This window comes from Methylobacterium sp. W2 (assembly GCF_020662345.1).
Lineage (GTDB): Bacteria > Pseudomonadota > Alphaproteobacteria > Rhizobiales > Beijerinckiaceae > Methylobacterium.
In genome coordinates this window covers 43,839-68,559 of record NZ_VMOA01000020.1, presented here as the reverse complement: position 1 = coordinate 68,559, position 24,721 = coordinate 43,839, and the positions used below count along the sequence as shown (strand labels likewise).

Below are 24,721 nucleotides of genomic sequence, written 5' to 3'. Positions count from 1 at the left end.
GACCGCCGCCCTCGCCCATTCAAGCGACACCTTCCCCGGCCGCCTGAAGCGAAGCGGACGGTGAGCCGGGGGCCGGGCTATGCCCCCGCGAAGCATCCGAATCCTACAGAAAATCCGTGGGGCGCCCCGCGGCCACCACCAGCATCCTGCCATCGGCGAAGGTGCGGGCGCCGGCGCGGCGGATATCCGCCTGGGTCACGTTCGTCACCATCTCGTTGCGGCGGGCGAAGTAATCCATGCCCAGCCCCTCGAAGGCGATCTGCACGAGCTGGTGCGCGATCTTGGTCGAGGTGTCGAAACCGAGCGCATAGGAGCCGGTGAGGTAGTCCTTGGCCTTCTGAAGCTCCTCGTCGGACGGGCCGTCGCTGATCAGACGGCCGATCTCGTCGCCGATCACCGACAGGGCTTCGCCGACGCGCTCGTTCTTGGTGGCGGTATAGCCCCAGGTCATGGCGCTGGCGCGGTGGCTGACCAGAGAAGTCCCGACCGAATAGGCCAGCCCACGCTTCTCGCGCACTTCCTGGAACAGGCGCGAGGTGAAGGAGCCGCCGCCGAGGATGTGATTGAGCACGTAGGCGGGGATGAAATCCGGGTCCTTCCACGGCACGCCGCCCATGCCGAAGCGCAGGACCGATTGCGGCACGTCGATATCGACGACGACGCGGCGCCCGAGCTGGCCGACCTGGGTCTGAGGCACGGCGTTCAGCGGCCCGGCCTCGTCGAGGACACCGAAGGCGCGGTTGAGGGCATCGGCCAGCCGGTCGGCGTCGATGGCCCCAACAGCGGCAACCTTCAGGCCGCCGCGGCCGATGATCTGCCGGTGCATCGCCACGAGGTCGTCACGGGTGATGGCCGCGATGCTCTCCGGTGTGCCCGACGAGGGACGGGCATAGGGATGGCCGGCATAGGCTTCGGCAAAGAAGCGGCGTGACGCCATCACGCCCGGATCGTTCTGCTGGTAGCGCAGGCCGGCCAGCGTCTGGGCCCGCACCCGCTCGATGGCGTCGGGATCGAAGCGCGGCTTGGCGAGCGCCAGGGCGAGGAGGTCGATGGCCTCGTCGGCGTGCTTGACCAGCATCTTGAGGGAGCCGCCCACCGCGTCGGCGCCGGCATGGAACGAGAGTTCGATGGCCCGCGCGGCCAGACGCTCCTGGAAGGCATCGGAGGAGAGGTCGCCGGCGCCCTCGTCGAGGAGGCGCGCCAGCATCTGCGCCACGCCGCCCTTGCCCTCCGGATCCTGAGCCGCCCCGCCCTCGAAGGTGAAGGCGAGGGCGATCATCGGCACTACGGGCGATTCCACGTGCCAGGCCTCGATGCCCGCGGCGGCGGCCACCGGAAGCGCCAGCGTGGGAGCGTTCGCGCTGCGGGCGGCGGTATCGACCAGATTGGCTTCGACCGAGTTCATGAGAACCTCATTCTTCTTCTGGGCGCCCGGGCCGGGATCAGCGGGATCGTGCGTGAGACTCGTCTCACGCAACGGCGGCGTCGGGATCGCGCGTCTTGGTCAGGTATCCGGTGACGGAGCGGGCGGGGATCAGGTAACGCTCGGCCACGGCGGCGAGGCGATCTCGCGTCACGCCCTCGATGTCGGAGGGCCAGCGGCGGACCTCCTCGATGCTCTCGCCGATGGCGAGCGCCGAGCCGTAGATGCGGGCCAGCGACGACTGGCTGTCGGAGGAATAGACCGTCTCGGCCACGAGCCGGGTCTTGGCCCGTTCGATGGCCTCCGGACCCAGGGCCTCGGAGGGGACGCGGCGCAGAATGCGGTCGACCTCGTCCTCCAGGCGCTCCAGGCTCACGCCCTCGGCGGGGATGGCGTAGACCGAGAAGCGCGTGTCGTCGATGGCCGAGCCCATGTACCAGGCGCCGGCATTCACGGCGACGCCGAGCTCCATCACCAGCTTGCGGTAGAGGAACGAGGTGGAGCCGCCGCCCATCACCTCGGCCAGCAATTCCAGGGCGTGGCACTCGCCGTCGCGGGCGGTCATGCAGGATGGGGTGAGATAGAGCCGTTGCAGGGTCGGCTGCTCGACCTTCGGATCGACGACGCTGAGCCGGCGGAGTGCGCGGGGCTCGGGCTCCTTGGCACGCACGCGCACCGGCCGGGCACCGCGCGGTGTCACGAGGCCGTAGGTGTCGTCGGCGAGCCGGCGGACCTCGTCGGGCGTCACATCGCCGGCAACGACCAGGATGGCGTTCTCGGGGGTGTAGAAGCGGTTGTAATAGTCAAGGGCGTGGGTGCGGTTGAGATCCTCGATCTCGTGCATCCAGCCGATGATCGGCGTGCCGTAGGGGTGATGCACGAAGAGCGAGGCAGCCATGGCCTCGGAAAGCTGGGCCGAAGGATCGGTCTCGACCCGCATGCGGCGCTCTTCCAGCACCACGTCACGCTCGGGCGCCACCACGGCATCCTCGAGGACGAGACCGGTCATGCGGTCGGCCTCGAACTCCATCATGGTTTTGAGATGGTCGCGGGCGACGCGCTGGAAATAGGCGGTGTAGTCGTAGGAGGTGAAGGCGTTCTCCTGGCCGCCGAGGCCGGACACGGCCTGCGAAAAGGCGCCGACCGGATGTTTCTCCGTGCCCTTGAACATCAGGTGTTCGAGGAAATGCGCGATGCCGGACTGCCCGATCGGATCATCAGCCGAACCGTTGCGGTACCACACCATGTGCGTCACCACCGGTGCGCGGTGATCGGGCACCACGACGACGTCGAGGCCGTTATCGAGGGCAAAGGCGGAGACTTCGGGGCCACCTGCTTCGGACCGCCCGAACGGCGCGGCCTCGGCCCGGCCGGCATGGCCGTAGCGGCGGTTGAGCGAGAACCCGGGCGTATCCTTCCGCAACAGATGCATCGTTTTTTCCTTGATACGTCGGCCATGCGTGACCGCCCGTCATGAACGCAATGCCCCTTGCGCAATCCTCGGATGCCACGAATCCGTAGGGCCGAGGTCAGGGCAAATCCCGTACCGTCACCTCTTGGGCGCCGGGTACAGGCGCTGGATCCAGCGGGACGGGGCCATCTCCTCTATGAGCGACGGGACCGTCCGCGGGCTCCTCTCGGAACCTGGCTAGCGACCGCGAATGTAGGCACCCGGATCGGATTCCTCACGCTCGCGCGAGGGATTGTTGATGGGGTCGCTGTTGTTGCGGGCGACCGCCTTCGGGGCCTTGCGGTATCCGTTCGGCGGGTCGGTGAGCGTGTCGCGATCGGGCTCGGCGAGGATGGGCTCGGCCTTCTCCTCGCGCTTGCCGAAGATGTCGAAGGGGCTCCAGATCGACGAGGAGGCGCCGTCGCTCTCGGGACGGCCCGGTTCGGTGCGCACGCTGGCATCGGCGCGACGGCCGCCGCGCATCTCGTCGAGGGAAAGCGTCATGTTGTTGTCGTTCATCCGCCCCTGCGCCCCGCGGGAGATCGGCTTCTTCGCGTCTGCGAGTTCGCGATCGCGCTGGACGATCTCGGGATCCTTGGGCCATTGCGGCGTGGCGGTGGCAGCGCGCGGCGGCGGCAGCGCCTTGCCGTCGAGCTTGGGCGGCATCACCAGGGGAGCCCGCTCGCGATAAGTGATGGCCGGCTTCTCGGCCTCGATGAGGCCGATGCTGCTCAGGGTGTCGCGCATGAACACGCCCTGCTGCGCCTGCGCGCCGCTCGCCGCAAGGAGTCCGGTAAGGCCGAGAATGAACCCGCGATGCCCGATCATGCTGCCCCCAAATTGCGCCGGCCCGCAGAATGCGCCAGCTCGAATGCCTGCCCGGAACGTGCTGGCGCGTGTTGGTGTCGGTCGATGCCGGTCTTGCCCTCGTGGCCTGACGGCGGTTTCAGGCGAACGTATGGCGCCTTGACCGCAGCGCACCAGCCTCACCGACACAACGATCCGCAGTGTGGTTTACGGATCACAGCCGCACGAATCTTCAGGGGCCGCCCGGCGAGGCCTCGTCGCGGGGGCGCCGGACCGGGATCAGGCTGTCGATGAGGAGGCCGACGACCCCGGCGACGATGGCCGCATCGGCGATGTTGAACACGTACCAGGACCAAGCGCCGGCATGGAGGTGCACGAAGTCGAACACCGCGCCATAGGCCGCCCGGTCGATGGCGTTGCCGATCGCCCCGCCTGCGATGAGCCCGAGGGCGGCCGCCAGCAGCGCCGACGAGGCGCGGCGCATCCAGGCGATCATCCCGATCGATGCCGCCACGGACACCGCCACCAGGATCCAGCGGCCGAGGCCGCCATCCTGCTGGAACAGGCCGTAGGAGATGCCGCGATTCCAGACAACGACGACATCCGCGAAGGCAGTCAGATGCCACGGCTGCGTCAGCACCAGATCGGTGCCGAAATAGAGCCAGAGCTTGGAGGCCTGATCGAGGACGAGGGTGGCGAGAAGGATGAGAAAGCCGAGGCGGAAGGGGGGCATGCCAGCGCCTCCCCCTTCCCCCGAGGAGGGGGAGAGGCCAACGTCAGGTCCCGAAACCTTCACGCCACGCCCGCCGCAGCGTTCAGCCTATCCCATTCCCGCAGCGCCTGGGCGTCGCGGGGCGTCACGTCCGGGTAATCGGGATCGGAGCCGACCGTCTCGGAGACGCGCCACGACCGGGCACATTTGCGGCCCTTGGCCGGTCCGGAGACCACCGCCACGCCGCGCACATCATCGATGCGGAAGGCCTCTTCCGGGGCCTCTCCCTGGACGATCGTGATGCCGGAGGTGATGCAGACTTCCGAGAAATCGATCCCGTCGAGGGCGGTGAGCAGATCGGGATCGGCGATGTACACGGTCGGCGCCGCTTCGAGGCTCGCTCCGATGCGCTTGGCCGCACGCTCGATCTCCAGGGCGCCGGTAACCACGCGGCGCACCCGGCGGATCTTCTGCCAACGCTCCGCGAGGGCGGGATTCCGCCAGGAGGCGGGGGTCTCGGGCAGCGTCTCGAGATGGACCGAGCCGACATCCGACGGGTAACGGTCGAGCCAGGCCTCCTCCGCCGTGAAGGCGAGGACGGGGGCAAGCCAGATCGTCACCCGGCGGAAGGTCTCGTCGATCACCTGCAGCGCGGCGCGCCGGACCTGCGACGAGATCGGGTCGCAATAGAGCGCGTCCTTCCTCACGTCGAAATAGAAGGCCGAGAGGTCGCCGGTCATGAAGCCGTTGAGGAGCGCCACCACCCGCTTGGTGTCGAAGGTGGCGTAGGCCTCGCGGATCTCGCCGTCGAGTTCGCAGAGGCGATGCAGGATCAGCCGCTCCAACTCGGGCAACTCGGCATGGGGCACGGGTTCGCCCGCCTCGAAATGCGCCAGCGAGCCGAGCATCCAGCGCAGCGAGTTGCGCAGCTTGCGGTAGGTCTCGGCGAAGGTCTTGATGATCTCCGGCCCGATGCGCAGATCGTCCGCGTAATCGGAGGCCGCCACCCAGAGGCGCAGGATGTCGGCGCCCGAATCCTTGATGACACTCTGAGGCGCGACGACGTTGCCCTTCGATTTCGACATCTTCAGACCCTTGGGGTCGAGGACGAAGCCGTGGGTGAGGACGATGTCGTAGGGCGCGCGTCCGCGTGTGCCGGCGGATTCCAGCAGCGACGACTGGAACCAGCCGCGATGCTGGTCGGAGCCTTCGAGATACATCACCGTGTCCCGGCCGCCGTCGCGCTTGCGCACCACGCCGGACAGGCCGGGGAACTGGTCCGGGTCGTCGAGGACGAAGGCGTGGGTCGAGCCGGAATCGAACCAGACGTCGAGGACGTCTGTCACCTTTTCGTAGTTTGCCGGATCGTGATCCGGCGCGAGGAAGCGGGCGCCGTCGCCGTCGGTGAACCAGGCGTCGGCGCCTTCGGCGAGGAAGGCCTCGGCGATGCGGGCATTCACGGCCTCGTCACGCAGGACTTCGCTGGTGCCCTTCTTCACGAAGACGGTGATCGGTACGCCCCAGGCGCGCTGGCGCGACACCACCCAGTCTGGGCGGTTGGCAACCATGCCGGTGATGCGGTTCTTGCCTTGGGCAGGCACCCACCGCGTCTCGTCGATGGATCTCAGCGCCACCTCGCGCAGCGTCTTCTCACCGAGGGATTCCACCGGCTTGTCCAGCGCGATGAACCATTGGGGCGTATTGCGGAAGATCACCGGCTTCTTCGAGCGCCAGGAATGCGGGTAGCTGTGCTTGAGCGTGCCGCGCGCCACCAGGGTGCCGGCCTCTGTCAGGGCGGCGATCACCGCCTTGTTGGCGTCGCCCTTGTCGCCCTTGGGGGTGAGGACGAGTTTTCCCGTGAAACCGGGGGCCTCCTCGGTAAGCGCCCCATCGGCATCGACGGTGTAGGGGATGCGGGTGTCGATGCCGCGCTGGGCGAGCGCACGGCCATTGGCCATCCAGACCTCGAAATCCTCGCGGCCATGGCCTGGCGCCGTATGGACGAAGCCGGTGCCGGCCTCGTCGGTGACGTGGTCGCCTTCGAGGAGGGGAACCTGGAAGTCGTAGCCGGCGACGTGCCCGGCAAGCGGATGCGAGAGGGTGAGGCCGGCAAGCTCTGCGGCCGTCACGTCGCGGACGCGCTCGAACGCCTCCACGCGGGCCGAGGCGAAGACGCTAGCGGCCAGGGTGTCGGCGAGGAGGTAGGTGTCGCCGGTCTTGGCCCAATTGTCCTCGGCTGCCGCGGTAACGCGGTAGAGGCCGTAGGCCACCCGCTTCGAATAGGCGACGGCGCGGTTGCCCGGCATCGTCCAAGGGGTGGTCGTCCAGATCACGACTCGCGCGGCCGCAAGGTCGCCCGGTGCTCCGGCGGCGACCCGGAACGCTACGAAGATCGTATCGCTGACATGATCCTCGTACTCGACCTCGGCTTCCGCCAGCGCCGTCTTCTCCACCACGGACCACATCACCGGCTTCGAGCCGCGATAGAGCTGGCCGGTCATGGAGAAGGTCATGAGTTCGCGCGCGATCGTGGCCTCCGCCGGGAAGGTCATGGTCGCGTAGGGGTGATCCCAGTCGCCGGTGACGCCGAGGCGCTTGAACTCGGTCCGCTGCGTATCGAGCCATTGACCGGCGAAGGCCCGGCATTCCTGGCGGAATTCGAGGACCGGCACGTCGTCCTTGTTGCGGCCCTTGGCGCGGTACTGCTCCTCGATCTTCCACTCGATCGGCAGGCCGTGGCAGTCCCAGCCCGGTACATAATTGGCGTCGTAGCCGAGGGCGCCCTGAGAGCGGACGATGACGTCCTTCAGGATCTTGTTGAGCGCCGTGCCGATATGGATGTTGCCGTTGGCGTAGGGCGGGCCGTCATGGAGCACGAATTTCGGGCGGCCGGCGGCCTTCACCCTGATCCGGCCGTAGAGGTCGATGGCGGCCCAGCGCTCCAGGAGGAGGGGCTCGCGCACCGGCAGGCCGGCCCGCATGGGGAACTCGGTCTTGGGCAGGAACAGGGTCTGCGAATAGTCGCGGGCGGGCTGGCCGGCGTCGGGGGCTGTCGAATCGGTCATGGGGTCTTCTGCGAAACGGTGCGCTGATCTTCAGGACGGTCGGCGTCTGGCCGATGTCGGCGAACGGAGGCGGTGGGCCGCCCTCCCGGCTCCCGCTCGGGCCGCCGCAGCGGCCTTCAGGCGGAGGCCGGGCTCGTAATTCGAAGGCGGCTCAGGCCGCGCGGGACGTCGAGAACGCGCATTCCCGGCTTCTAGCAGCGCCGGACGGCAGAAACCAGCAGCCGCGAGGCGATCATCCTCTCGCATCGTCTGGCCGGTCACGCGCCGGCGAGTGCCGATCGGGATCGATGCGACCTTTTGGAAGCTCGGCCGTTATCATCCCATGCGTGACGGCGTGCCATCCCGGTCGGGACCGGCGCAGATCCGAACGCTGAAGGTCGATCCGGCCGCAAGACCGCAGCCGGTCTTCGAAAAGAAGAAGAGGAAATCCCGTCATGAAGAAGGCATTGCTTGCTGCAACCCTCGTCCTATCCGCTTTCGCCCTGTCGGGCGCGGCCGAGGCCCAGGGCCTTCCCGGCGGCGTCCGCCGCGGCGCGGCCGAGGGTGACCGCGTCGGCGGACCGATCGGCGGTATCGTGGGCGGCGCCGTCGGCGGCGCGGTCGGGACGGTCAACGGCGCTCTCGGGATCGATCCGGGCCGTCGCGCCTACCGGACGCGCATGAATTCGCGGCGCCATTACCGTCATCGTCACCACCGCTGAAGCAATCGCGGCCCGGCCTTCCCGCAGAGGAGAGGGCGGGCCGCAATTCGCAACGTGGTTCAATGGTTTAAGCTTGTCTTTATACAGACTCACTAGCGTGGGCTCGTTCCTCGCAAACGGGCCGGCCGCGCCGATGGCAAAATGGGTTCCCCTCACGGCTCTGTTCGGGCTCGTCTCCCTGATGGTGATCCCGACACCGGGTGTCGTCGGAATCCTCATCGGCAGCGTCTGCACGCTCGCCATCATCGTCAGCGCCGTCGTCATGGCGATAGACCGACTCGCCGGGCGCCTTGCCCTCAGGCTGGCGCGGCGAAAACAGCGGCGTGTATTCAGGCGCCCTCGCGGCCATCACGCCCATTCCGGCATTGCCAGGAAGACCTGAAGCCGGCCTCCCCACCCGGACACTCGCAACACCCTGGAGGGCGAGTGTCAATCCGGCTCAGTCGAGCCGATCGCTCTGGATCGGCACGACCAGCGCATCGGGCTCGTCGTCATCGTTCTCGATATCGGAATCGCCATCGACTTCGTGGCCGGTGACACCCGAGACGTCGGCGAGGTTGCGGGCGGCCTTGCGCAGGAGCTTGCGCAGGCGGCGGCGCTCCTTGCCGTCGAACCCATCGAGCATCTCCGCCTCGACCTCGTCCCATATGCGCTCGATGGCCTCCGCCTTGGCGAGGCCCGCATCGGTGAGTCGCACGCGGACGATGCGGCCGTCCCCCGCCTCCGCGCGCCGTTCGACGAAGCCGAGGGCCGCGAGGCGCGAGATCGTCTTCGAGGCCGTGGGCGGCCGGACCCGCAAGGTGGCGGCGAGATCGCCCATGGTCATCGTGCCGGCGACCGCCAAAGCCTGAACCACCTGTTCCTGGCCGGCGAACAGGTCGAGGGCGGCAAGACGATCCCCCACCCGGGAGCGGTGCAGCCGCGCCGCCTGGACCAGGGCCCAGCCGACGCTCTTCGAGCCGGGAGGGCGAATACGCTTGTCGGATTTGCCCATCGTCTGTTCGGTGTCCCTGCCGGCCTTGTCGGCCCTGCCCGATTCGGTCTTGCCCGATGATGTGACCTTGCCGGACGATATCGCCCCTCGCTCTTCAGCCGAAACCATCGCCGCCCGACTCCACGCTCGCAGGAGCCCGCGCTCCCACGCCGCCGATCGAGATTCCGGCGAAGGAGGCGGATCATTTGCGTGCAGATGGCGTCCAGCTCGTGAAGCTGAGATGACAGTCGGCTCAAATTCGCGCTGAAACCAACGGCCGGCGAGACGTTCTTCGCCGGCCGAAATCAGGCCGACGATCGGCTCGGAACTGTCGCCCGGCGTCTCAGCAGGGCATCAGCTTCTGGATCTGCTGAAGGATGTCTTCTCCGGTGCAGGGACGGGAAATGAAGCGGGCGCCCGCCGGAATACGTTCCGGGTCGGGGGCGGCACGGCCCGACACGATGACGATCGGCAGGGTCGGACGGGCTTCCGACACCGCGTTGGCGAGATCGAACCCGTTGACCTTGCCCGACAATTCCACATCCGTGATCAACCCGCAGATATCGGTGCGGGCCTGGAGGATGCCCAGCGCCCGCTCCGCGGATGCGCATTGCACCGTCTCATAGCCGCCATCCTCGAGGACATCCCCAAGGTCCATGATCGTCAGGGCTTCATCCTCGACGAGGAGGATCACCGGCCTGTCGTCGTCCGAGCGCGTCGTCTCATTCACCACGATGCCCACCCTTCACCGTTTGACCCAACTTGATCCAACGATAAACATCCGTTCAGGTTGCAGGTCACGGGCGGACAGATTTTCACCCCCGCGCGCCGGCGTCCAACGTCGCGCGTACGGCATGGACCACGGCTTCGCACAAACGGTCGAGATCGTCCGGCGCGATGGTCAGGGCCGGCGTCAGATAGATGATGTCGCCGAAGGGGCGGACCCAGACACCCTGCTCCACCAGGCGCGCCTTGAGCGCCGCGAGATCGGGTGCGCGTTCGAATTGCACGACCCCGATGGCGCCGAGGACGCGGATGTCGGCGATACCGGCAAGGCCCCGCAGACTGAAGAGCCCCTCCGCCAAGCGGATCTCGATCGCCCGTGCCTGTTCGAGACGCGGCTCGGTCTCGAACAGGTCGAGACTGGCATTCGCGGCAGCGCAGGCGAGGGGGTTGGCCATGAAGGTCGGGCCGTGCATCAGCGCCGCCGACGGGTCTTCGGACAGGAAGGCGTCGAAGACCGGACGCCGCGCGATCGTCGCGGCCAACGCCATGGTGCCGCCGGTGAGCGCTTTCGACAGACAGAGGATGTCGGGCACGATCCCGGCCTTCTCGCAGGCGAACAGGGTGCCGGTGCGGCCGAAACCGGTGAAGATCTCGTCGGCGATGAGGGGCAGGCCGTGCCGCTCCGCCGCCCGCGCCACCCGCGCCAGGGTCTCGGGGGCATGCATCACCATGCCTCCGGCCCCCTGGACCAGGGGCTCGACGATGATCGCCGCGAGGGTATCGGCATGCTCCGTCAAGGCACGGTCGAGGGCGTCGGCGGTGGCGTCATCGCGCGGCAGGTCGCAGAAAAGCTGAGCCGGCAAATAGGCGCCGAAGTGGCGGTGCATGCCCTCCTCCGGGTCGCAGACCGACATCGCCCCCATCGTGTCGCCATGGTAGCCGCCCCGGAAGGCGAGGAACCGGCTGCGTCCGGCGATGCCCCGGTTGAGCCACATCTGCGCGGCCATCTTGAGGGCCACCTCCACCGCCACCGATCCGGAATCGGTGAAGAACACGTGGTCGAGGTCGCCCGGTGCCAGGGTGGCAAGGCGCGAGGCCAGGCGCTCGGCCGGTGCATGGGTGAGCCCCCCGAACATCACATGGGGCATGGCATCGAGCTGGGCCGCCACCGCCGCGCGGATATGCGGATGGTTGTAGCCATGGACCGCCGTCCACCACGAGGCGATGCCGTCGATGAGCTCGCGCCCGTCGGCGAGCACGATCCGCGAGCCCGCGGTGCGCACCGCCTCGAGGGGCGGCACCGCATTCCGCATCTGCGTATAAGGCCGCCAGAGGGCGTGTTTCGGACGCGCGGGCTGAGGTGAGGCAGGCATGGTCGGGGGGATGAGCGCGCGGGGCTGAACGGTCAAGGGAGCGTGCCTCTAACCCGATCTTAAAGTCGCCGGAGGCATGGTCCGCGATCCTGCCCTCCGGGCCATCGACCGGCCTTCCGGAGGGATGTCGTTTTTTCGGGACCGCCCTGTGCCTGCCGAGAGACCCGAACTCGTCCCCGGCCGGCCTTGGGGCACCTCCCCCCTGGCCGTTGCGCTGTTTGCCCTCCTGTTCGTCATCGCCTTGCTTCCGGTGCTGACAATGCCGATCCCGGCGATGGTGGATTATCCCAACCACCTCGCCCGCATGCACATCCTCGTGCGTGACGGAACCCCGGAGGCGCATCCCTTCTACCGGGTGACCTGGGCGCTCTATCCCAACCTCGCCATGGACCTCGTCGTCCCGCTCATCGCGCGGGTCACGAGCGTCGAACTCGCGACCCGGCTGTTCCTGCTGGCGAGCCAGATCCTCACGATCACCGGGGCCATCGCCCTCGAACTCGCCGTAAAGCGCCGCTTTCAGGTGAGTGGCTTCCTCGCGTTGCTGGTGCTCTACAGCGTTCCCTTCGCCTGGGGCTTCGTGAACTTCCAGTTCGCCGTCGGCATCGCGCTGTGGGGGATCGCCGGCTGGATCGTCCTGCAGGACCGAGCCTTGCCGCTCCGGCTCGCGCTTCACACACTCTTCGTGGCCCTGCTGTTCGGCGCCCACCTGTTCGCGCTCGGCCTCTACGGCTTCACCCTCGGCATCCATGAGCTCTGGCGTGCCCGAAATCGGAATCCCGGCCTGCCGACGACGATGGGGCGCTTCCTGGCCCTTGCCCTGCCGGCGGTCGTCGCCTTCTCGATCATGAGAGCGACCGGCGGCTCAGTCGGCCAGGACGGTACCGCCTGGAACGGGCATTGGAAGCTCGTGATGCTCTTCGCGACCTTGAACGGCTACAGCCTGTGGCTCTCGGCCGCCGGGACCGTCTCTCTCGTCGGACTCACCGTCCTGCTCGCATCGCGCGGCGCGTTCCGCGCCGTTCAATCCGGCTTCTGGCTGGCCGGCAGTCTCGCGGGTCTCTTCGTCGCCCTGCCCACACGCCTGTTCGACACCGCTTTCGTCGACCTGCGGGTGACGGTGGCCTCTCTTCTGATCGTGCCGGGCTTCATCGTGGTGTCGCCGCCGAGCCGGGTCTGGGAACGCATCACGGCGGCGGTCGTCCTGGGCGTGACCCTGGTGAACCTGGCCTGCGCCTTCACCGTCGCGGCGATCTACCGAAGCGAGTATGCGGCGCTCCTCACCTCCTTCGGGCAGCTGAAGCCGAAGTCCCGCGTCCTCGTCGGCCATAGCGGCAGCGGCGAGGACCCGCCCCTCAACGACCTCTCCGATTATCCGATCTACAATGCGGTGACCCTGGCCGTCGCCTATGCGGATGCGTTCGTGCCGACGCTGTTCACCTCCATCGGCAAGCAGCCGGTGACGGTGATCGAAGGCTACCGTCATCTCGCCGTCCCCTATGGCGGCCCGACGGCGATGGTGATCCTGCGCGACATCGCCGAGGGCCGGCCCAACGCGGACGCGCCGGGCTATACCCGCAGCTGGACCGCGGATTTCGACTATCTCTACGTCGTCGGCCCCTCGGCTCCGAACCCGATGCCGGGCCTGCTCGTGCCCCTGGCGGCATCTGCGCGCTTCGCGCTCTACCGCATCGAGAGGCGCCGGCCGCGCGAGTGACCATCGCGCGTGCTTGACATCGGAATGGCACGGGCCTCCTTCCCGCTCCCATGTCCGACCTCGACCGCATTACCAGCCTCGAAGCGTTCGCCCGCGACCATCTCGCCCGCCTCGACGAGACCTCCCTGCGCCGGCATCTCGTCCCTACCACGCGCGGCCCTCAGGCGGCGGCGACGCGACACGGGCGCAGCCTCGTCTCGTTCTCCTGCAACGATTACCTCGGCCTATCGCAGGATCCGCGCGTCATCGCGGCGGCTCAAGCCGCGACTGCGCGCCACGGCACCGGCGCCGGTGCTTCCCGCCTCGTCACCGGCAGCCATCCGCCCCTCGCGGCCCTGGAAGAGCGCCTGGCCGCCCATAAGGGGACGGAAGCGGCCCTGGTCTTCGGCAGTGGCTATCTCGCCAATCTTGGCATCGTCTCCGGGCTCGCCGGCCCACGCGACCTGATCCTCGTGGACGCGCTCGGCCATTCCTGCCTCTGGGCGGGCGCACGGCTCTCCGGCGCGAAGGTGCTGCGGTTCGCCCATAACGATCTCGGTGATCTCGAATCGCTTCTGGCCAAGCACCGCTCCCGCCATCAGCACGCGCTGATCCTCACAGAGCGGGTCTACAGCATGGACGGCGACCGGGGGCCCCTCGCCGACATCCTGAACCTCGCCGACGCGCACGATGCCTGGACCCTGGTGGACGACGCCCACGGCCTCGGCGTCATCGGGAAGGACGCGCGGGCGCCCCTCGAAATGGGCACCCTGTCGAAGACGCTCGGCTCCTATGGCGGTTATCTCTGCGCCTCCCGCGCGGTGGTCGACTTGATGACGAGCCGCGCCCGCAGCTTCGTCTACACCACCGGGCTGCCTCCGGCCTCGGCGGCGGCCGCCCTGGCCGCCCTCGACATCGTGGAGGCCGAGCCGGATTTCGCCGCCCGGCCCCTGGCCCTGGCCCGCCGCTTCACCACGCAACTCGGCCTCCCCGAGGCACAGAGCCCCATCGTCCCCATCCTCATCGGCGAGGCGGACGCCGCTCTGGGCCTTTCGGCGGCCCTGGTGGAGCAGGGCTACCTCGTCGTCGCCATCCGCCCGCCCACGGTGCCGGCCGGGACGGCGCGGCTGCGTGTGGCCTTCTCCGCCGCGCATACGGAGGCGCAGGTGGATGGGCTGGCCGAGGCGGTGATGGGACAATGGCCACGAACCCTCCCCCCTTTGCGGGAGAGGGTTCGCCAGAACTACGCCGCAGCGGTGGACTCGCCGCCGGCCCGCTCGTGCGCCAGCTTGACCACGCCGACCTGATCCACCTTGCCGGTCCCCAGCATCGGCAGCTTGTCGAGGACCACCACTTCGGCCGGGATGGCGATCTCGGTGGCGCCCTTGGCCTTGGCGAAGGCCTGGTAGGCGGGGCGGGTGGCGTCCTTGCGCTCCGTGAACAGGATCAGCCGCTCGCCTTTTCGCGCATCCGGCACCGCCGCCACCGCGCTCGGCGTATCCGGCCAGAGTTCGGCGGCGATGGCCTCGATCCCAGCGAGTGACACCATCTCTCCGGCGATCTTGGCGAAGCGCTTGGCGCGCCCCTTGATCGTGACGAAGCCCTCCGCGTCGATGGCGACGATGTCGCCGGTATCGTGCCAGCCCTCCGGCGGCGCCTCGAGCACACCGGGCTTTTCGGCCCGGAGGTAGCCGAGCATCACGTTCGGCCCCTTCACCGAGAGGCGGCCGCCCTCCTCGATGCCGGGGACCGGTTCGAGGCGGAACGCGATGCCCGGCAGGAGCCGGCCCACCGTGCCGAAGCGGTTGAACATCGGGGTGTTAAGGGCGACCACCGGCCCGCATTCGGTCACGCCGTAGCCCTCGAGGATGCGCAGGCCGAACTTCTCGCTCCAGGTCTTGCGGGTCGCCTGCTTCACCGCTTCCGCACCGGCCACCACGTAACGGAGCGAGCGCAGATCGTAGGAATGGGCCGTCTTGGCGTAGCCGGCGAGGAAGGTGTCGGTGCCGAACAGGACGGTGGCATTCGAACCGTAGATCAGTTCCGGCACGATCCGGTAATGCAGCGGCGAGGGATAGAGGTAGACCGGCACGCCGGAGACGAGGGGCAGGATCAGGCCCGCCGTCAGGCCGAAGGCGTGGAACACGGGCAGGACGTTGAACACCTTGTCGGTCGGCCCGAAATCGATACGGGCGGCGACCTGGGCGGTGTTGGCGAGCATGCAGCGATGGGCGAGCACCACGCCCTTGGGCGTGCCCTCCGAACCCGAGGTGAACAGGATCGCCGCCGGATCGTCGCCACGCCGCGCCACGAGGGGCTTGCGGGGGCTGAGGAAGCCGCGGATCTTGTCCCCGGTGGTGACGCTGGCGCGCACGTCCTCCAGGTAGACGAGCTTCACCTTGCCCTGGATCGCCTCGATCAGCGGTCCGAGGCGGCCCTTCTCGATGAAGGCGCGGGAGGTGAGGATGGTGTCGACCTCCGCCGCCGAGCAGGCCGAGAGGACGTTGGCGGGGCCGGCCGAGAAGTTGATCATCGCCGGAACCCGCCCGGAGCTCGCCAGGGCGAAGAACGTCACCGCCGCGCCGTTGGCATTGGGCAGCATCAGCCCGATGGCCTTGCCCTCGGCGGCCAGCGGCATCAGCTTCCGGCCCAGGATGTTGGCGCCCATGACGAGGCGCGAATAGCTGAGTGTCCCCGTGACCGGGTCCTCCACCGCCGTGCGGCGCCAGCCATGGTCGTTCCCGGCCTGGATCAGGGCGCTCATCACGCTGCGGTCGATGAAGGCGGTGTCGAAGACGAGATCGGACATGATGTCGTAGAGCGCCGCTCCAGCCGCGCGCCGCCGGTTCTTGCCCTTGAGCGCGGGATCGACGGTAAGCGCCACCGGCGACATCACCGTGACGATGACCTTCGGCCACCAGCGGCGGCGGACCTGGTTGCGGGAGAGGCGCGAGAAGGCGGTCTTCTCCAGGCCCTCGATCTTCACCGGCACCACCTTGGCGCCGGACTTGTCGGCAATGAGGCCGGCACCGTCATAGACCTTCATCAGGCTGCCCGTGACGGTGAGGCGCCCCTCGGGGAAGATGATCAGCGTCTCGCCGCTCTTCACCGCGTTGATGAGCGTGCGGGTGGCCAGCGGCCGGGTCGGGTCCAGGGGCATCGCCTTGGTGACGCGGAGGAACGGCTTCACCCACCAGCGCTGGGCGATGCCGTGGTCGACGGCGAAGACCGGCTCTTTGTCGAGGAGCGAGAGGGCCAGCGGCGCATCGAGGAACGAGACGTGGTTGAGGGCGATGATGGCGTTGGGGCCGGCCTTCTCCACGTTCTCCAGGCCGCGGACCTCGAGGCGGTAGAAGGCGCGGAACAGGATCGAGAGGAAGTCGCGGAAGGCGCTCGTCGGCATCACCTTCAGCACGATGACGCCGGCGGCGAGGTTGCCGACGCCGATGAGGGTGAGGAGAGAGGCCATGGACCAGCCCGCCCCCTGCAGGGCGGCGAGCCCCAGCGCCCCGGTGACCATGAAGGCGGCGGTGAGCACGTTGACGGCGCCGATGACGCGGGCGCGCTTGTCCTTGTCGGTCCAGGCCTGCACGGCGGCGAAGGACGGGACGATGTAGAGGCCGCCGGCGATGGCGAGGCCGGCGAAGGCGGCCGCCACGCGCAGGCCCGTCCCGGTGGAGAGGAAGGCGCCGGCGCCCATCACCTCGCCGGATACCGGCGGCAGGTGCGCGACGGTCCAGGCCAGATCGAGGGCAAACAGGCCCATGAACAGGGCGCCGATCGGCGTCGGCAACAGGACGATGCGTCCGCTGGCGAGCCATGAGGCCAGGGCCGAGCCGACGGCGATGCCCACCGAGAAGATCGCGAGCAGCAGGGTGACCACGGTCTCCGAGCCGTTCAGGCTCTCGCGCACCAGCACCGGCAGCAGGGCGAGCACCACCGCGCCCACCAGCCAGAACCAGCTGACGATGAGCGAGCCGCGCCACAGCCGGGTATCGGCGTAGAGGTCGCGCAGCAGGGCCACGGTGGAGCGGGCGACGTTGGGATCGATCCTGAGCGTCGGCGCCGCCTCGCCGGTGGAGGGGATCTGCCGGGCCGAGAGCCAGCACAGGATCGCGAACACCATGATCAGGGCGCTGAAGGCCAGGGCATCGCCACCGAGCGCGCTGGCGAACCCCGCCACGATAGTGCCGAGCAGGATGGCCAGGAAGGTCGCGGCCTCGACCAGGGCATTACCGGCGGTGAGTTCGTTGCGCTTCAGGTGGTCGGGCAGGATGCCGTACTTGATCGGGCCGAACAGGGCCGCCACCGTGCCGAACAGGCCGAGCGCCACGAACAGGACTGGCACCGAGTGGAGGAAAAAGCCGATCGCGGCGGCGGCGGCGGCGAAGATCTCCGCGAATTTCAGGCGCTTGGCGATGAGCGCCTTGTCGTAGCGGTCGGCGAGCTCGCCTCCGAGACCCGACAGGATAAAGAACGGGCCGATGAAGACGGCACCGGCCAGCGTCACCAGGATGCCCGGATGGGCGGCCTCTCCCCCGGCGCCCGCGACCTTGAACAGGATTAGGAAGACCAAAGCGTTCTTCAGGAAATTGTCGTTGAAGGCCGAGAAGAATTGGCACCAGAACAGGGGCGCGAACCGGCGGGTCGTCATCAAGGTACGGAACATCAGGGTCTCCTCGGGGCGGACCATGACTGCCCACCCTGTAACGAACCGTCAAATCCGGCACGGCCGAGATTTTTGAACGACGTGCAAATTAGCCGCTGGCCGAGGTGCCGGCAATATTGATTTTGCACGTCGTGCAATCTATGCGGTGGTGGCGTGCCGGACGGCACGCGAGGGCGGGACAGAGTGGCCAAGGCAACCAAACCGGCACGGCGCGGGACCGGTCCGCGGGGCGAGCATAATCGCGAGGAATTCGCCGCCCTGGTGACCAAGGCGGCGGAGGGACTGGTGCGCATGGAGGGCCTGCGCGGCCTCGGCATGCGTCGGCTCGCCTCGATGATCGGCTACGCCCCGAACTCGATCTATAACGGCGTCGGCGATCTCGACGCGGTGGTGATGCGGGTCAACGCCCGTACCCTGGAGCGCCTGCACGCGGCGCTCACCGGCGCGATCCGTCCCGATGCCGACCCGCGCGACAACGCCCTCGCGCTGGCCGATGCCTATCTCGCATTCGTGGCCTCGGACCCTCGTGTCTGGAGTCTCGTCTTCGAGCGTTCCCTGGCGCCGGATTCGGCCTTTCCCGACTGGTACGCCGCCGCCCTCGCCCACGCCACCGACCTCGTCGACGGGGTGCTCGAACCCATGATCCCGGATGTGAGCGAGAGACGACAGGCGGTGGCGACTCTCTGGGCCGGCCTTCACGGGCTCGCCTCCCTCTCCACCTCCAACAAGCTCGCCGTCCTCACCCCCGAACCGCCGCGCGACCTGGCGCGGCTGCTGGTCGGGCGGTTCCTGCGGCCCTAGGAACCGCGTGTTGCAGCAAGGGAACCCGGCGTTTACTTACTGAGGGGCGCTGGCAGCGTATATCTGTTCCTCGCGAAACTCCCGCGGAATCACCTTCTCTTGGGCTGCAGAGGCGGGCGGGGAGCTTTCTGGAGACGCGAAGCCCAGGATGAACTTCGATTGAGATCCGAGCAAGCAGAGCAAGGTTCTGACGGAACGCGGCATCGATTTCGCGGACGCCGTCACGATTTTTGCGGGTCCCGCCCTCGTGAAGACGGACATGCGGCAGGATTACGGAGAAGGTCGTATGATCGCCATCGGATAGATGAACGAGGTTTTCGTCACGGTTGTCGACACTTATCGTGGCGATACGCGATGGATCATCACGGCTTGGCCAGCGAACCGCAAGGAGCGCGCGGAATGGCAAAGATCACACTCGAAGAAGCCTTGAAACGTCCCGTCACGGTCGATCGCGCCAGATTGGACGCGACCCCCGAGGAGGATATCCGCCGCTATATGATCGAGGACGGGTTCGACCCGGACGATCCGTCCCACCTCGATGGCGCGGCCATCATGCTGCCTCCTCGGATGATCCGCGAGCGCCTCGGCATGACGCAGGCGACCTTCGCCGAGGTGATCGGCGCACCTCTGGCGACCCTCAAGAACTGGGAACAGGGCCGCACCATGATCCCGCCCTACGTCCGCACTCTTCTCAACATCCTGGATCGCGAGCCCGAAGCAGCCCTGCGCGCGATCATGGCGGGACGTCCCGAGGCGGCGTAGCGCAGCGAGAGAGACATCCATGGCCAAGCAGTTTCCGGCCCTCGACGAGCGCCATCGCGAATTCATCGCGCGCCAGCATATCGTCTTCACCGCATCGGCGGCGGAGGGCACGCGGATCAACCTGTCGCCGCGCGGCACCGATACGTTCCGGGTCATCGATCCGAACACCGTCGTGTATCTCGACCGCACCGGCAGCGGCAACGAGACCGCTGCGCATCTGCGCGCGGATGGACGGCTGACGCTGATGTTCTGCGCCTTCGAGGGCGCGCCGACGATCCTGCGGCTCTACGGGTGCGGAGAGGTTTTGGCGCGGGGCAGCGAGGCCTATTCCGGCCTCCTCTCGGATGCGTTCGACGGCTGGGAGCCGTCCGGAGCGCGTCAGATGGTGCGTCTCGTCATCGATCTCGTGCAGACCTCCTGCGGCTTCGGGGTGCCCCTGTTCGATTACCGCGAGGAACGTCCCACCCTCGACCGCTGGGCCCAGGCCAAGACGGAGGCCGAACTCGACGCCTATCGCCGCCAGAAGAACGCTCGCAGCCTGGACGGGCTGCCGACGGGGCTGTTCGCCGACGAGGACGTGGCGGGCTGATATCGCGCGGCGTCGGGCAAGCGGCGCACCCTGGATCCCGGCTTCCGCACCGTCTCCTCGCAGTCCCTTCCCCGGCCGGCTGGAGCGCCGGCGGACGGCGAGCCGGGGTCCAGCGCAGGAAGACGCGAAGCGTCCGTCGTCTCAGCGGGCGTTGGGCAGGTGGACCTTCACCGCGCCGCGTCCGCCGGCTGTGAGCGGCGCCCCCCATTGCGTCGCCGCGATCCCCGCCTGGCCCCAGCCGGTGGCCAGGGAGATCGTGAGCGGCAACAGCATCGCGCCGCCGGGAACGGGTGCGAACCGCACGCGTATGTCGTCGTTCTCGGCCATGCGGCGCACGCTGCTTCCATTGGGACGGTGACCCGAGACCGGCACCCAGCGCACCCGGCAATCGAGCGCCGGACCGCGATAGGGTCCCTCATGGACGGTCACCAGCGCCCCGCGCGAGAGGACGATATCCGCCCGTGCCACCCCGTTGAAGACGGGGATGCGCCGCTCGCAGAGGGTCGCGTCGAGGGGCGTCGCGCCGAGCGGGATCGCCAGCATGGTCAGGGGATCGACGACGCCGACCTTGTCCTGCGGCGCCACAGGAATCCGGTCGGGCGTCGGAGTCGGGGGCGGCTCCACCCTTTCGTCATGCGCGCGTCCGCCCGACAGGACCATGGAGACCTGGACCGGCTTGCGGCCATAGAGACTCTCTGACCGGAACGTACCGGTGAGCGCTCCGGTCCGCGACCGCTCCCCCGATGCGGACGCCGTCCCCGATCCCTCGAAGAAGACACCGACAAGACCGCGCAGGCCCGCTTTCAGATCGTAGGCATAGCGCCCACCCGCCTGATCCACGGCGAGAGTGGCCTCGCCCACGGGAAGGTCGAGGAACGACAGGCGATAGGTGATGGAGAAGCGCTGCGGTTCGGGAGCGGCCGAAGCGGGAGCCATCGCGGCGATGACCGACAGCACGGCGCCACCCCGAAGGACGGACCGGGCCGTGCGAGCGCTCCCGAAAGCAACGGTCATGCGCCTACCTTCCTGAACCCCATAAAATCTAGAACGATGCCGCGGTCCGGGGCGGTGCGAATCTGCACCGATCGCATGGCATGCCCGCAACGACGGATGCGGGTTCGCGTCGATCCCCGCGCCCAGGATGATGCCCGCTTTCGGATGAATACCGATTGACGTCGGCACGCATTGCCTTCACGAGGCGCCACCGTGATTCATCGACACAAGACGAGGCTATAACTTTTTATATTTACTTCTGTCGATGGTAAATTGGCTCCCGCGTGAGATCAATCAATGCGAGATTATTTGCTACAATAAGATATATTACACCTTAAATGATCAAATTCATAAATATAAATCGTCTTCCTGAGGCTGAAATGCTTCTCCTTCTAATTCCTATTGCGCTTTTATTCTTGCTTCCGATTTGGCTGATCAAAACCGAAGGCTCCCTGCGCGCCCTGGCAATCTCGATCCTGACGATCATCGGCGCTTTCTATGGGATTTACGACCTGTCGCTTCCGCACGTCATCCCGTCTCCTTCGGGAAAGACGCTCGCCCCGACAGGCGGGATGATCCTTTATCAGCTCACCTCTGTCATTCTGATCATCACGGCGTCGTGTGTCGTGGTCATTTCCCTGGTCTACAAGACGATCGCCGCCGTTTCCTATGTCAGGAACAGCGCGCGAGATCGCAACGACGCTCTCCACTGACGCGGCTCGGCTCGCTGCGGAAGCCGCTTCAGACCGCACCGTTCTCCATCTGCCGATACACCCGCCCATGCTCGCAATAGCCGGCGACGATGCGGGTCATCATCGCGCGCTTGTCCGCGTCGAGGGGGCTGAGGATGCGGGCGGGGCGGCCACCCCAGAGATAGCCGCTCTCGAGGAGCTGGCCCGGATCGGTGGTGGAGCCGCCGGCCAGCAGCACGTCGTCGGCCACCACGGTGCCGGGGGCGAGCACACAGCCGATGCAGATGAGGCTGCGCGCGCCGATGCGGCAATCGGCCATCCGCACGTTATGCGCGATCGTGGTGTCGCGCCCGATGACGACGCCCTCGGCCCGCGCGCGGATGACGGTATTGTCCTGGATGTTGGTGTCGGCGCCGACGAGGATGGGGCCGACCTCCGCATGCAGGTCGCAGGAGAACAGCACGCTCGACCCCGCGCCGAGGGCGATGCGGCCGCGCAGGCGCGCCGTGCTGGCGACGTAGACGCTGGGATCGACATCGATCTCGTCGCCGGCCACGGGCGACGGGCTATCTCCCGTGGCCTCGCGTACACGCTCGGCCCGCTCGGCGATCTCGGCCGGGGTGACGGGACGCTGGGGTTTCGCCGGGCTGCCGGCATAGGCGAAGCCCGCGGCGAGGTGCGAGCGCGGGAAGACGGTGGCACCGGCCTCGATGAGCACCCCGTCCTCCACGGTGGCGCCGTCGAGGACGATGACGTCGTCCTCGATCACCACGTCGGACCCCACCGTGCAGGCATGGACCACGGCGTTGCGGCCCACCGTCACCCGGTCGCCGACGAGGGTGGGGTGCGAATCGGTGGCGATATGGAGCGTGGAGCGATGGCCGAGCCAGAAGCGCTCGCCGACGGTCACCGCCTCGCCGTCGGCGCGGATCACGCTGTCGTCGCCGAGCCAGGCCTGGGCACCGATCGTTGCGGCACCGATGACCGTGCTTCCGCGTCCGCACCAGACCGGGCGGGCCGAAAAGACCGGCAGGACGCCGTCATGGGGCAGGATCAACTCAGGCGTCACGCGAGGGGGGTTCCTTCGAAGCCGGTGGCGCGGACCGGGTATGGGAGCGCCGGGGCATGGAACCCATGCCGATCGAGTGGTAAGGCCGGGCGCCTGGATGCCGTTGACGGACCGATGGGCAACAGCGTGGAACCGCCGCGCGGACTTTGCAATCTCGCGCATCCCTTAAGGGGGATCAAACCCGGTCGCGAGGGCTTTCGCGCCGATGCGTCAAGGAATCGACGGATGTCAGCAGGCGAGACGACGGCGGACGATCGGGGCGCAGCCGCGATCAGCATTCAGAGCGCGCCCTTCGACGTGGCCGCGGAGATGGCGGACTTGAACGAGACTCTCCGGGGCAGGACCGGGGCGATCGTCACGTTCACCGGCCTGTGCCGCGATGAGGGCGGGCGCCTGACCGGGCTCGAACTCGAACATTATCCCGGCATGGCCGAGGCGGAGATCGGTCGGGTGGTGGAGGCGGCTCAGGATCGCTGGCCGCTCCAGGCCGTGCGGGTGATCCACCGGCACGGCCTCGTCGCGCCGGGCGACGGCATCGTCCTCGTGGTGACGGCGGCAAGCCACCGCGTGGCTGCTTTCGAGGCGGCGAGCTTCCTCATGGACTATCTCAAGACGAAGGCCCCGTTCTGGAAGCGCGAGCATCTGGCCAACGGCACCACGGGGGGCTGGGTCGAGGCCACGGGCGCCGACGACGAGGCCGCGTCACGCTGGGCGTGAGGGCGAACCGGCGGCGATTCGCCTCCGGTCCATCCACAGACGAGGGCGCGCCGCCTGCCGCGTGCCCCTTGCCTGTGACGGGTTTCACGCGCCCGGTCGCAGCGGGCGCGTGGTAGGCCGCGCGAAGGGGCAAGCAAATGCAGCAGGGTACGCCGATCAAGGACGAGCCGGGTCCACACCCCGCCAACTGGTCGCCGGCGGCCTCGGGAATCGCGGTGGTGGCGTTCATCGCTCTGCTGATCCTCGCCTGGACTGCCGCCTCGACCCTGCTCCTGATCTTCGCCGGCATCCTGCTCGGGGTCTTCCTCGACGGGCTGACGCGTCTGCTCGGCCAGGTGATCGGGCTCGGTCGCGGGCTCCGGCTCACCATCGTCAGCCTGATCCTCGGCGGCCTCACCCTCGGCTTCCTCGCCTTCGGCGGCGCCACTGTGGTGCAGCAAGGCCGGGAACTCGGCCAGACCATCACGAAACAGGCGGGGTCGGTCCGTGACCGCCTGAAGGAATACGGGATCGACCTGCCGGCCTTCTCCGCACCGGAGCCGACGTCGAGCGATCAGGACACCGATAAAGCCAAGGAGACCGATAAAGCCCAGGACACCGACAAGGACAAGAAGGCCGGGGGCCTCGGCGGCCTCGCCTCGGGGGCGATCAAGAGCCCCGGCTCCCTCCTCTCCGATGCCGGCAGTGTGCTGGGACCGGCGGCCGCCGTCGTCACCGGGCTGTTCAGCGCGCTGGGCAACGTCCTGGTGATCGTGTTCCTCGGTCTCGCCTGCGCGGCCGATCCCGCCAGCTACCGCGACGGCGCCGTGAGATTCGTGCCGCCCCGCTATCGCCCCCGCGCCACCGCCCTCCTCAATGGCATGGGCGAGACCCTGCGGCATTGGCTGTTCGGCCAGCTCATCACCATGGCGGTGATCTTCGTCTGCATCTGGGCGGGACTGAGCTTCCTCGGCATCGGCGGCGCCCTCATCCTCGGCCTGCAGGCGGGGCTCCTCGCCTTCATCCCCACCATCGGCCCGCTGATCGCCGGCGTCATCATCGTGCTGGCGGGCCTCGCCTCCGGCACCAACGCGGCGCTCGGCGCCTTCGGCGTCTACCTCGTCGTGCAGTGCCTCGAGAGCTACGGACTGACGCCCTTCATCCAAAAGCGGGCGCTGGACATCCCGCCGGCCACCATCTTTGCCGGCCAGCTCGTGCTCGGCGTCCTGTTCGGCCTGTGGGGCATCGCCCTGGCGCTGCCGCTGATGGCGGTGATCAAGGTCGTGCTGGAACAGGTCTACATCGAGGACACGCTCGACGAAGACGCGGAGGTTTGAGGGTGGACCCGGCGGATCGGCGTGACGCCGCCGCCGGAAACGACCGCGCGGAGTCGGATGGGATCGACGATCCGCCCATGGGATCCGAATTGATCGCCCAAATGGCCGTCCGTGTTCCAGTGACGATGGGAGATCATCGAAAGCCCATGACAGAGGTCGGACCACGCTCGCAAAGGAGCATAGGCAGGGC

21 protein-coding genes and 1 pseudogene are annotated in these 24,721 nt (G+C 68.0%); 11 read left to right on the top strand and 11 right to left on the bottom strand.

Features of this window, described 5'->3' with window-relative positions:
- Positions 1-103: 103 nt before the first annotated feature.
- The 5 genes from FPV16_RS13125 to ileS all read right to left on the bottom strand — a co-directional run bounded on the left by FPV16_RS13125 (position 104) and on the right by ileS (position 7,457).
- Positions 104-1,405, bottom strand: coding sequence for a M16 family metallopeptidase (locus FPV16_RS13125; RefSeq protein WP_227438728.1), 1,302 nt, complete (start codon positions 1,403-1,405; stop codon positions 104-106).
- A 64-nt stretch (positions 1,406-1,469) separates the two neighbouring features.
- On the bottom strand, positions 1,470-2,855 hold the full coding sequence (locus tag FPV16_RS13120; protein ID WP_227438726.1) for a M16 family metallopeptidase: 1,386 nt from the start codon (positions 2,853-2,855) through the stop codon (positions 1,470-1,472).
- 216 nt (positions 2,856-3,071) lie between these two features.
- Entirely contained in the window at positions 3,072-3,701 is a 630-nt protein-coding gene (locus tag FPV16_RS13115; protein WP_227438724.1) for a hypothetical protein, read from the bottom strand.
- A gap of 211 nt (positions 3,702-3,912) precedes the next feature.
- Positions 3,913-4,413, bottom strand: coding sequence for a signal peptidase II (gene lspA, locus FPV16_RS13110; RefSeq protein ID WP_227438722.1), 501 nt, complete (start codon positions 4,411-4,413; stop codon positions 3,913-3,915).
- Positions 4,414-4,472: 59 nt separating this feature from the next.
- Positions 4,473-7,457, bottom strand: coding sequence for an isoleucine--tRNA ligase (gene ileS / locus FPV16_RS13105; protein WP_227438721.1), 2,985 nt, complete (start codon positions 7,455-7,457; stop codon positions 4,473-4,475).
- 434 nt (positions 7,458-7,891) lie between these two features.
- Between ileS and FPV16_RS13100 the strand changes: the two genes are divergently transcribed.
- Positions 7,892-8,158 carry a hypothetical protein gene (locus tag FPV16_RS13100; protein WP_018045876.1) on the top strand — a complete coding sequence of 89 codons (267 nt, stop codon included), beginning with the start codon at positions 7,892-7,894 and terminating at the stop codon, positions 8,156-8,158.
- 133 nt (positions 8,159-8,291) lie between these two features.
- Positions 8,292-8,540, top strand: a complete 249-nt coding sequence (locus FPV16_RS13095) for a hypothetical protein (protein WP_227438720.1) — start codon at positions 8,292-8,294, stop codon at positions 8,538-8,540.
- 57 nt (positions 8,541-8,597) lie between these two features.
- Here FPV16_RS13095 and FPV16_RS13090 read toward each other — a convergent pair whose 3' ends face one another.
- From FPV16_RS13090 to FPV16_RS13080, 3 genes are all read right to left on the bottom strand, one after another.
- Positions 8,598-9,260 (bottom strand): MarR family winged helix-turn-helix transcriptional regulator, encoded by a 663-nt coding sequence (locus FPV16_RS13090; RefSeq protein ID WP_227438718.1) that lies wholly within the window; start codon positions 9,258-9,260, stop codon positions 8,598-8,600.
- A 214-nt stretch (positions 9,261-9,474) separates the two neighbouring features.
- Positions 9,475-9,864, bottom strand: coding sequence for a response regulator (locus FPV16_RS13085; protein ID WP_227438716.1), 390 nt, complete (start codon positions 9,862-9,864; stop codon positions 9,475-9,477).
- Between the two features lie 82 nt (positions 9,865-9,946).
- Positions 9,947-11,230 carry an adenosylmethionine--8-amino-7-oxononanoate transaminase gene (locus FPV16_RS13080; RefSeq protein WP_227438785.1) on the bottom strand — a complete coding sequence of 428 codons (1,284 nt, stop codon included), beginning with the start codon at positions 11,228-11,230 and terminating at the stop codon, positions 9,947-9,949.
- Positions 11,231-11,378: 148 nt separating this feature from the next.
- Between FPV16_RS13080 and FPV16_RS13075 the strand changes: the two genes are divergently transcribed.
- A complete protein-coding gene (locus FPV16_RS13075; RefSeq protein ID WP_227438715.1) occupies positions 11,379-12,944 on the top strand; it encodes a hypothetical protein in 1,566 nt (521 codons plus the stop codon).
- Between the two features lie 50 nt (positions 12,945-12,994).
- Positions 12,995-14,230, top strand: coding sequence for an aminotransferase class I/II-fold pyridoxal phosphate-dependent enzyme (locus tag FPV16_RS13070; RefSeq protein WP_227438714.1), 1,236 nt, complete (start codon positions 12,995-12,997; stop codon positions 14,228-14,230).
- Here FPV16_RS13070 and FPV16_RS13065 read toward each other — a convergent pair.
- Complete coding sequence (locus FPV16_RS13065) at positions 14,167-17,592, bottom strand: acyl-[ACP]--phospholipid O-acyltransferase (protein WP_227438712.1); 3,426 nt, start codon at positions 17,590-17,592, stop codon at positions 14,167-14,169. The genes FPV16_RS13070 and FPV16_RS13065 overlap by 64 nt on opposite strands.
- A gap of 183 nt (positions 17,593-17,775) precedes the next feature.
- Between FPV16_RS13065 and FPV16_RS13060 the strand changes: the two genes are divergently transcribed.
- The 4 genes and pseudogenes from FPV16_RS13060 to FPV16_RS13050 all read left to right on the top strand — a co-directional run bounded on the left by FPV16_RS13060 (position 17,776) and on the right by FPV16_RS13050 (position 19,744).
- Positions 17,776-18,393 (top strand): TetR/AcrR family transcriptional regulator, encoded by a 618-nt coding sequence (locus tag FPV16_RS13060; protein ID WP_227438710.1) that lies wholly within the window; start codon positions 17,776-17,778, stop codon positions 18,391-18,393.
- A gap of 175 nt (positions 18,394-18,568) precedes the next feature.
- Positions 18,569-18,697 (top strand): annotated as a pseudogene (locus tag FPV16_RS26415) (BrnT family toxin); the annotation flags it as partial.
- Between the two features lie 95 nt (positions 18,698-18,792).
- Positions 18,793-19,155 (top strand): helix-turn-helix domain-containing protein, encoded by a 363-nt coding sequence (locus FPV16_RS13055; RefSeq protein ID WP_227438708.1) that lies wholly within the window; start codon positions 18,793-18,795, stop codon positions 19,153-19,155.
- Positions 19,156-19,174: 19 nt separating this feature from the next.
- Complete coding sequence (locus FPV16_RS13050; RefSeq protein ID WP_227438707.1) at positions 19,175-19,744, top strand: pyridoxamine 5'-phosphate oxidase family protein; 570 nt, start codon at positions 19,175-19,177, stop codon at positions 19,742-19,744.
- A gap of 141 nt (positions 19,745-19,885) precedes the next feature.
- Here FPV16_RS13050 and FPV16_RS13045 read toward each other — a convergent pair whose 3' ends face one another.
- On the bottom strand, positions 19,886-20,758 hold the full coding sequence (locus FPV16_RS13045) for a DUF3108 domain-containing protein (protein WP_227438705.1): 873 nt from the start codon (positions 20,756-20,758) through the stop codon (positions 19,886-19,888).
- Between the two features lie 359 nt (positions 20,759-21,117).
- On the opposite strand from FPV16_RS13045, the gene FPV16_RS13040 reads away from it, so the two are divergent.
- Positions 21,118-21,450, top strand: coding sequence for a hypothetical protein (locus FPV16_RS13040; protein ID WP_227438704.1), 333 nt, complete (start codon positions 21,118-21,120; stop codon positions 21,448-21,450).
- A 28-nt stretch (positions 21,451-21,478) separates the two neighbouring features.
- Here the strand turns inward: FPV16_RS13040 and FPV16_RS13035 are convergent, their stop codons facing one another.
- Positions 21,479-22,498 carry a gamma carbonic anhydrase family protein gene (locus FPV16_RS13035; RefSeq protein ID WP_227438703.1) on the bottom strand — a complete coding sequence of 340 codons (1,020 nt, stop codon included), beginning with the start codon at positions 22,496-22,498 and terminating at the stop codon, positions 21,479-21,481.
- A 225-nt stretch (positions 22,499-22,723) separates the two neighbouring features.
- Between FPV16_RS13035 and FPV16_RS13030 the strand changes: the two genes are divergently transcribed.
- Entirely contained in the window at positions 22,724-23,215 is a 492-nt protein-coding gene (locus tag FPV16_RS13030; RefSeq protein ID WP_227438701.1) for a molybdenum cofactor biosynthesis protein MoaE, read from the top strand.
- A gap of 137 nt (positions 23,216-23,352) precedes the next feature.
- Entirely contained in the window at positions 23,353-24,531 is a 1,179-nt protein-coding gene (locus tag FPV16_RS13025) for an AI-2E family transporter (protein ID WP_227438700.1), read from the top strand.
- The last annotated feature ends 190 nt before the right edge of the window (positions 24,532-24,721 follow it).

Coding starts and splice junctions, on each gene's coding strand:
- FPV16_RS13125 (WP_227438728.1), bottom strand. CDS start 1,405: ATGAACTCGGTCGAAGCCAATCTGGTCGATACCGCCGCCCGCAGCGCG.
- FPV16_RS13120 (WP_227438726.1), bottom strand. CDS start 2,855: ATGCATCTGTTGCGGAAGGATACGCCCGGGTTCTCGCTCAACCGCCGC.
- FPV16_RS13115 (WP_227438724.1), bottom strand. CDS start 3,701: ATGATCGGGCATCGCGGGTTCATTCTCGGCCTTACCGGACTCCTTGCG.
- lspA (WP_227438722.1), bottom strand. CDS start 4,413: ATGCCCCCCTTCCGCCTCGGCTTTCTCATCCTTCTCGCCACCCTCGTC.
- ileS (WP_227438721.1), bottom strand. CDS start 7,457: ATGACCGATTCGACAGCCCCCGACGCCGGCCAGCCCGCCCGCGACTAT.
- FPV16_RS13100 (WP_018045876.1), top strand. CDS start 7,892: ATGAAGAAGGCATTGCTTGCTGCAACCCTCGTCCTATCCGCTTTCGCC.
- FPV16_RS13095 (WP_227438720.1), top strand. CDS start 8,292: ATGGCAAAATGGGTTCCCCTCACGGCTCTGTTCGGGCTCGTCTCCCTG.
- FPV16_RS13090 (WP_227438718.1), bottom strand. CDS start 9,260: ATGGTTTCGGCTGAAGAGCGAGGGGCGATATCGTCCGGCAAGGTCACA.
- FPV16_RS13080 (WP_227438785.1), bottom strand. CDS start 11,230: ATGCCTGCCTCACCTCAGCCCGCGCGTCCGAAACACGCCCTCTGGCGG.
- FPV16_RS13070 (WP_227438714.1), top strand. CDS start 12,995: ATGTCCGACCTCGACCGCATTACCAGCCTCGAAGCGTTCGCCCGCGAC.
- FPV16_RS13065 (WP_227438712.1), bottom strand. CDS start 17,592: ATGTTCCGTACCTTGATGACGACCCGCCGGTTCGCGCCCCTGTTCTGG.
- FPV16_RS13055 (WP_227438708.1), top strand. CDS start 18,793: ATGGCAAAGATCACACTCGAAGAAGCCTTGAAACGTCCCGTCACGGTC.
- FPV16_RS13050 (WP_227438707.1), top strand. CDS start 19,175: ATGGCCAAGCAGTTTCCGGCCCTCGACGAGCGCCATCGCGAATTCATC.
- FPV16_RS13045 (WP_227438705.1), bottom strand. CDS start 20,758: ATGACCGTTGCTTTCGGGAGCGCTCGCACGGCCCGGTCCGTCCTTCGG.
- FPV16_RS13040 (WP_227438704.1), top strand. CDS start 21,118: ATGCTTCTCCTTCTAATTCCTATTGCGCTTTTATTCTTGCTTCCGATT.
- FPV16_RS13030 (WP_227438701.1), top strand. CDS start 22,724: ATGTCAGCAGGCGAGACGACGGCGGACGATCGGGGCGCAGCCGCGATC.
- FPV16_RS13025 (WP_227438700.1), top strand. CDS start 23,353: ATGCAGCAGGGTACGCCGATCAAGGACGAGCCGGGTCCACACCCCGCC.